General features: G+C 72.3%; 4 protein-coding genes. All 4 read right to left on the minus strand.

Features of this window, described 5'->3' with window-relative positions; all coding sequences use genetic code 11:
- Positions 1-25 precede the first annotated feature (25 nt).
- Positions 26-3,142 (minus strand): amino acid adenylation domain-containing protein, encoded by a 3,117-nt coding sequence (locus tag ACWD4O_RS11280; RefSeq protein ID WP_451279529.1) that lies wholly within the window; start codon positions 3,140-3,142, stop codon positions 26-28.
- On the minus strand, positions 3,132-4,376 hold the full coding sequence (locus tag ACWD4O_RS11285) for a cytochrome P450 (protein WP_451279530.1): 1,245 nt from the start codon (positions 4,374-4,376) through the stop codon (positions 3,132-3,134). The genes ACWD4O_RS11280 and ACWD4O_RS11285 overlap by 11 nt, the downstream gene beginning before the upstream one ends.
- Positions 4,369-5,697 carry a condensation domain-containing protein gene (locus ACWD4O_RS11290; RefSeq protein WP_451279658.1) on the minus strand — a complete coding sequence of 443 codons (1,329 nt, stop codon included), beginning with the start codon at positions 5,695-5,697 and terminating at the stop codon, positions 4,369-4,371. The genes ACWD4O_RS11285 and ACWD4O_RS11290 overlap by 8 nt, the downstream gene beginning before the upstream one ends.
- Positions 5,698-5,852: 155 nt before the next feature.
- Positions 5,853-7,310, minus strand: coding sequence for an AMP-binding protein (locus ACWD4O_RS11295; RefSeq protein ID WP_451279531.1), 1,458 nt, complete (start codon positions 7,308-7,310; stop codon positions 5,853-5,855).
- Positions 7,311-7,503: the final 193 nt, after the last annotated feature.

A 7,503-nucleotide genomic window follows, 5' to 3' on the forward strand; every position in this document is an offset into this window, starting at 1 on the left:
TGGGGTCCCTTCGAGTGGTGACTGTTCACGAGCGCTGAGAGCCGGGCAGCTCGCCGGAGACCAGCAGCTCCTCGTAGGCGTGGGCGAGACGGTGCGCGGTCCTCGACGCGACGCGGTCCGCCTGGAAGCTGATGTCCACCCGCATTCCGCCGTCGGCCGTCGGCCAGATCTCGCAGACGATCTCGTGCATGGCGGCTGGCGGCGCCATCGGCAGGCGCCGCACCGTGCAGCCGGTGAGCACGAGTTCCTCGGGCACGGCGTTCTGCACGGCGAACATCGTCTGATACAGCGGATTACGGCCGGTGCGGGGCGGCCCGACCGCACGGACCACCTCGGCGAACGCCACGTCCTGGCGGGCGAAGGCGTCCTCGACCGCGGAGCGAGCCACTTTCGACAGGTCCGCGAGCACCGGCCCGCCGTCCCTGCCCGACAGCCGCAGGCACAGGACGTCCACCAGGCAGGACACGGCTGCCATGCAGCCGGGTCCGGAACGACGCATCAGGGGTACGCCGATGCCGAAGTCGTCCTGCCCGGTCGCGTCGGCGAGGGCAGCCGCGTACCCGGCCACGAGGGGCAGGAACACGGTCGATCCGAGCTGACCGGCTTCGGCCCGCAGCCGGGCGGCGACCGCCGCGTCCACGGTGAATCCCAGACCCTCGAACGCCCGTGCCGGCTCCGGCCCGGGTGCGGGCAGCGTGAGTTCCGGCACCTGCGCGAGGTGCTCCGTCCAGTACTTCAGTTGAGCGGCGGCCTCGTCGGGGTCGCGGAACCGTGCGGCCTCGTCGGCCACCTCGCGCAGGGTGGGCGCCGTGTTCTCGAAGTGCGGCTCGGCCCCACGGCTGCGGGCGTCGTAGGCGTGGGTCAGCTCGGCGACGAGGAGGTCCTGCGACCAGCCGTCGAAGGCGATGTGGTGGACGGTGACGCCCAGCAGCGCCGTGTCCTCGTCCACCGGGGCGTACACGCATCGCCAGACCCGTGCGTCCTCGATGGCCAGGGGGCGGTTCAGCGCCTTCTCCACCCGAGCCCGCGCCTCCTCCGGCCCGTCGCCCGCCCCGAGCGTCTCGACGCGGAGGGCGTCCACGGCGTCCGGTGCGACCGCCACCGGCTCGGGATCGAGCCGATAGGCCGACCGCAGGGCCTCGTGGCGTCGTTGCACGTCGTTGAGAGCCTGCTCCAGGGCCGCCGTGTCCAGCGCGCCGGTGACCTCCCACAGCAGGTGGCAGAGGGCGGCGGAGTCGCTGGGGTCCAGCTCGTGCAGCAGGCCGAAGTGGGCCTGGACGCCGTCGAGCGGGACGCGGTCGGTGCGGCCGGGTGACGTCGGCAGGGCGGGGCCGGAGCGGGTCTGAAGGAGTTCCGCCAGTCCGCTGACCGTGGGGTTGCGCAGGAAGCCGGAGACCGGCACGGAGATGCCCGTGCGGTCGGAGAGCCGCGCGCAGAGCCGGATGGCGTCGAGGGAGGTTCCGCCGAGCACCGCCAACGGCACGTCGGGCGCGGCCTCGGTTCCCAGCAGCGTGCGGAACTCCTCCAGGACGACCGCCGTCCACCGGCTCTCCGGCACAGCGGATCCGGCAGGAGCGGTCGTCTCCCCCGGCGCGTCGGCGGGCGCCGGCCGGGTCGTCGACAGCAGCCGCTCGGTGTCCGTCTTCCCGGTGGACGACAGCGGGACGGCGTCGACTCGCCGCAGGTCGTCGGGAACGCTGTGGGGAGGCAGCCCGGCCACCAGGTGGGCGCGCACGGCCGACGGTGTGACGGCCTCCTCGGCGGCGCCCGGCTCCACGACGTAGAAGAGCACCATCGCGGTGTAGGCGCCGTCCGCGCCGGGCACCGGCACCGCGACCGCCTGCTTGACGTGCGGCAGGGCGAGACAGACGTTCTCGATCTCCAGCGGCTCGATCCGCCGGCCTCGGATCTTCACCTGGCGGTCGGCCCGTCCGACGTAGTGGAGCAGTCCGTCGGGGGTGGTGAACCCCAGGTCCCCGGTCCGGTAGAGGCGGACGGTCCCGCCGTCGACGGGAGTGTCCACGAAGCGCGCGGCCGTGTCCTGCGGCATGCCCAGGTACTCGCCTGCGAGGCCGTCCCCGCCGATGCAGATCTCGCCGGTCTCCCCCGGCGGACACACCCGGCCGTCCCGCATCACGTGGACCGTGGTGTGCGGCACGGGCCTGCCGATGGGGATGCCGTGGGTGCGTTCCGTGTCCTGCGGCACCGCGTCGTGCGTGGTGGTGAAGACGCAGGACTCGACGGGCCCGTAACCGTTGGTCAGCCGCACCGTCGGGTGGGCGGCGAGGAATCTGCCCACGTGGTGCGATGACAGCCGCTCCCCGCCGGTCATCACATGGCGCAGGCCGAGGAAGCAGGAGGGGTCCTCGTCCACGAAGGCGTTGAAGAGGGACGCGGTGAGCCATGCCGTGTCGACGCGCTGGTCGCGTATCAGTGCGGCGAGGCCCGAGGGCAGCAGGTACTCGTCCTCCACCAGGGCCACGGTGCCGCCGCTGACCAGCGGTCCCCACAGTTCCAGGCTTGCGACGTCCCAGGGCAGCGCGGCCGCCGAGAGCATGACGTGGCCCGGACCGAAGTCGCCGAAGCCACCGGGCTGGAAGAGCCGGGTGGTGGCCCGGTGCGGGGTGACGACGCCTTTGGGGACGCCGGTGCTGCCCGAGGTGAAGAAGACGGTGGCCTCGCTGCCGCCGTCGCACACCGCGGCGGGAATCCGCCGGCCGCGTCGCACCGCCTCGTCGACGGGGTGGTCGGCCGAGGACCAGACGGGCACCTGGAGGTCCCTGGGCTCCGCCACGACCGCGAGCGGCGGCTCGAGCCGGCCGAGGACGGCGCGCAGGCGCTCCTCGGGCCACCGCAGGTCGAGGGCCGCGTAGGCCGCCCCGCACTTGAGGACGGCGAGCACGACGGCCACGTACTGGGGCGAGCGTGCCATGAGCACGGGCACCCGGTGTCCCGGGGCGACGCCCTGGGCACGCAGTTCGGCGGCGTAGTCGTCGCTCGCCGCGTCCAGTTCCGCGTACGTCAGGCGGACGTCGCCCTGTACGACGGCGATGGCGGCGGGCTGTGTGCGCGCCTGGTGGGCCACCGCTTCGTGGATGAGCTCGCCATGGGTGTACGAGGCGGTTTCGGCGTCACGCGCCATTGCGGGTCCCCCCTCTGACCGTGAGGTGTTCCAGGACGGTGAGGCCGTAGTGCGAGCGGGTCACGGGGGCGGCGGCCTCCTCGATCGTGTCCCACCGGGCGCCGAGCCGCTGCAGGGCGACCTCGGCCTCCAGCCGTGCCAGTCCGGCTCCCAGGCAGTAGTGCACGCCGTATCCGAACGTGAGGTGCCGTTTGATCTCCCGGCCGGGCCGCAGGTGTTCGGGGTCGTCGAAGACGGCCGCGTCGCGGTTGGCCGCCCCCAGCATGATCAGCACGAGGTCGCCGGCGGCGATATGACGCCCCGCCACCTCGACGGGCGCGGTCGCGAAGCGGGCGACCTGCTGGACCGAGGTGTCGAAGCGCAGCAGTTCCTCCACCGCGACGGCCGGCTCGGCCTTCAGGATCTCGTCCCAGGCGCCGGCGTGCAGGGCGGCCCGTACGGCTTTGCCGATGAAGGTCGAGGTGGTCTCGAAGCCGGCGTAGATGAGCAGGCTCGCCGTGGCCCACACGTCCTGGAGTTCGATCTCGCCGCGCCGGTGCGCCTCGCGCAGCAGCCACAGGCCCGACTCTTCGGGCACCTCGCCCCGGAGCGCCTCGTCGACGGCCGCGGTCACCTCGTGCAGCGCCTGGTATCCCCGGGTGATCACCTGGGGGAGATAGTCCGCGACGAGCAACGCCGCGATGTCGGGGGCCCACACGGCGAGGCGGGGCGCGACGTCCTCGGGCAGTCCGAGGATGTGGCAGACGACCCGGCTCGACAGCGGAACGGCGAGTTCGTCCATGACGTCGAGCACGGCACGCTCGGGCGCGAGGAGTTCGTCGACGAGCCCCTCCACGAAGGGGCGTGCCGCTGCCAGGCGTTCGGTCGAGAAGAGCGGGGCGACGATCTTCCGGGCGTCGGCGTGCGCCGGGTTGTCGATGAACATGAACCATCTGCGCACCAGTTCGGAGGTGCGGCTCCCGTCGCCGTCCTTCCCTGCGTCCGGGGTGTGCAGCGTGGTCCTGCCCTGCTCCGGCCAGGCCGCCGAGAGGGACGGGTGGCGCAGGAGGTCGCTCACCTCGCGGAATCCGGTGACGAGCCACACGCCGAGGTCCTCGTCCCACCGGACCGGCTCGTCGTCGCGCAGATGGAGGTAGTCCATGCACGGGTCGGCCTGCGTGCGATCGGCCACGTGATAGGGACATCGGCCCGTACGAGGGCCGGCGTCCACGGCCGCCTGCCGGGTGTCACTCATGGACGGTGTCCCCGTCCTTCGTACACGGCGGCGGGCTGACCTTCCGCAGCGGGGCCAGGCCCACCTCGCCCACGGTGTCCGGCCCGCCGTCGGCGAGGCTCACCAGCGCGGCCTCGACGGAGGCGAGGAAGCGGCCGGTCGCCTCGGCGCCGAGGTAGTCGTCGCTCGCGGTGAGGGACAGGTGCAGGCCGGATCCGGTGGCGGCCCTGAGGTTGAAGCGCGGCCCGCCCTGCCAGGCGTCGTCGAACCACTCGACGTCGTCGTGTGCCGGTGACTGCGCCGCCGGGGGCCGGGCGATCTCCCCCAGGTAGTTGAAGTAGCAGTCGAACTGCAGCGGATCGGGGTTGTGGCAGCCAGCCTCCGTGAGCCGGGCCCGGAGTTCGTCGATGCTGTAGGAGCCGTAGAGGAGGCGTTCCAGGCTGTTCATGTAGAGCGTGCGCAGGAACCCGTCCGGGTCGGCGTCGCCGTCGGCGGCGACGGTCATCGGGGCGAGCTGGTTCATGCTGCTGAGGAGCGTCTGCCAGCGTTTGTCCATGCGGTTGCCCGCGAGGAGGCCGAACGTGGCCCGGTCACGGCCCTTCAGACCGAACAGGGCGAGGGCGGCTGCGCCGAGGATCACGGACTGGACGGACACGGCGAGGCGTTCGGAGACCGTGCGAGCGGCGTCCTGGGCGCGCTCCGAGTACAGCGCCGCCCGGAACCTGCGGCTGGTGTCGTCGCCCTGCCGGTCCTCCTCGACGAATCCCTCCCACTCCTCGAGCCAGAACTCGATCGTCTGCCGACGCTGCTGTTCGTCGCCGTGCTGGTCCAGCGCGAGGTCGACGGGCTGCGGCGGGTCGGGGGCGAGCGTGCCGCCGGAGACGAGCGTGTCGAACTCGCTCTCCAGCAGGGTGCAGGCGGCGCTGTCGACGGCCAGGTGGTGCACCACGCACACCAGGTGGGTGGCGAGACCCTCGTGGACTGCGACGGCGCCGCGCCAGGACTGCTCGACGTCGATGCGTATCTCGTGTTCCGCCCATTCCCCGGCGACCTGCAGGGCCGCCTCCCGGGTGGCGGCGGGCAGTTCGACCGTGCCGAGCTCGCCCTTCCGGAAGGGCCGGACCGTCTGGGTGGGCTCCGCGGCCCGCCGGTCGTAGACGGTCCGCAGCGCCTCGTGCCGCTCCACCAGCCGCCACCAGGCCGCGGTGACCTCGTCCACGCCCGTACCGGACGGGACGTCGAAGACTAGGGGGAGATTGCCGTCGCTCTGCTCGTCGGGCCCGGACAGGTCGAGGTCCCTCAGCACCGACAGCTGACCGAACGTCATCGGAGCGGTCTTCACCTGGCTCAACTCGTTGCCTCCATACGCTTGCTGATGTCCTGGGACGTCGGCGGGGTCACACCGCGCTCAGCCCACGGGCCGCCACCGCACGGGGCGGCGTCGGTGAGCTCCGCTCGGGGGTCGGCCGCGGCTTCCTGGCGTTCGGGCCGCGTGCCCTATTCGCCGGCCAGGAGCACGCGGTCGACCTTTCCGGCGGCGGTGCGCGGAAGCGTCTCCCGGACGACGATCCGGCTCGGGCAATGGCCGGCCGGGAGCCGTTCGAGCAACCAACCCCGGAGGGCCTTGTCGGACGCGCCGTCTCCGCGGGCCGCGACATGGGCGATGATCGACGCGCGTTGCGGCCGGTCGGCGTCGCGCAGGACGGCGACCGCGGCGGTCACCGCCGGATGCTCCTCCAGCACCGCCTCGATCTCGCCCAGTTCGATGCGGTGGCCGCGGAGTTTGATCTGACCGTCGGCGCGCCCGAGGAACTCCAGGGAGCCGTTCGCCCGGTATCTCGCGCGGTCGCCCGTGCGGTAGAGACGTTCGTCGCCGTCGGAGGTCTCTCTGACGGGGAACCGCTCGGCCGTCAGGTCGTCCCTGTCCAGGTAGCCGAGCGCGATGCCGGCGCCGTACAGCACGATCTCACCGTCCGTTCCGGGCTCCGTGACCGTCTCGTCCAGGTGCGTCGTGCCGCTGCCGTCCACGGCGGCCAGGTAGAGGCCGCTGCCTTCCAGCGGGCGTCCCAGTGAGATCACGTCCGGGGATTCGACGCGCGCTGCGGTGGCCCAGATCGTGGCTTCGGTCGGGCCGTACAGGTTCCAGACCTCCGTGCCGTGGGGCAGGAGGCGACGCGCCAGTTCCGGGGTGAGCGCCTCTCCGCCGCACCAGATCCTGGCGCCCTCGGCGCCCTGCCAGTCCGCGGCCAGGAGCATGCGCCAGAAACTGGGGGTGGCCTGGATGACCTGGGGGGCGTGCTTGTTGACGAAGTCCTCGAAGGAGTAGGGGTCGAAGCGCACATCGTCCGGGACGGCGAGGAAGGACGCGCCGACCGTCAGCGGCAGCAGCATCTCCGCCATCGAGATGTCGAAGGACAGGGCGGTCGCGGCGACCATCGTCTCGCCCGCCGCCAGCCCGGGGGTGGACGCAAGGCCCGCCAGCCGGTCGAGCAGCGCCCGGTGGGGAACCATGACGCCCTTCGGGAGTCCGGTCGACCCCGAGGTGTACATGACGTAGGCGACATCGGCCATGACCGGCTCGCGGGGGACGAAGGGCCCCCCGGTGGCCGGAACGGGCTCGACGGTGAAGGCGCATTCGGCGGTCTCGCGCAGGACGAGGGACGGCCGGGCGCTCGCGAGGATCCGTTCGCGATGGGCCGGGGGGCTCTCCCGGTTCAGCGGGAGCACCGCGCAGGCGCTGCCCGCGGCGGCGAGGATGCCGACCACGCCGCCGGCCGGCCCGGCCGCGTCGAGGGCGACCAGCGACCCGGTCGGGGTGTGCGCGAGGATCTCCTCGCCGAGGGCGGCCGCCCTCGCCGAGAGCTCGCGGTAGGTGTAGGTCCGGGTGGCCCGCACGGCCACCGCATCCGGTGTCCGTGCCGCATGGGCCTCGAAGGCTTCTCGAATCGTCTTCATACGCCGCACCGCGGTCCGGGAGGCCGAAGTAAGGGTCCATGCAGGCTACATGGAGCCGCTTTCGGAATGTTCATAGAAGCGTTGACGAAATCCATAGAAATAAAGAACGGGTTCTCAGCGCCGGCCGTCGGGCACAGCACGGCCGGCGAGTTCACCGAAAGATCTACGAAAGATTTACCGAGCGAGCCCGAAG

Source organism: Streptomyces sp. NPDC002623, from assembly GCF_053592635.1.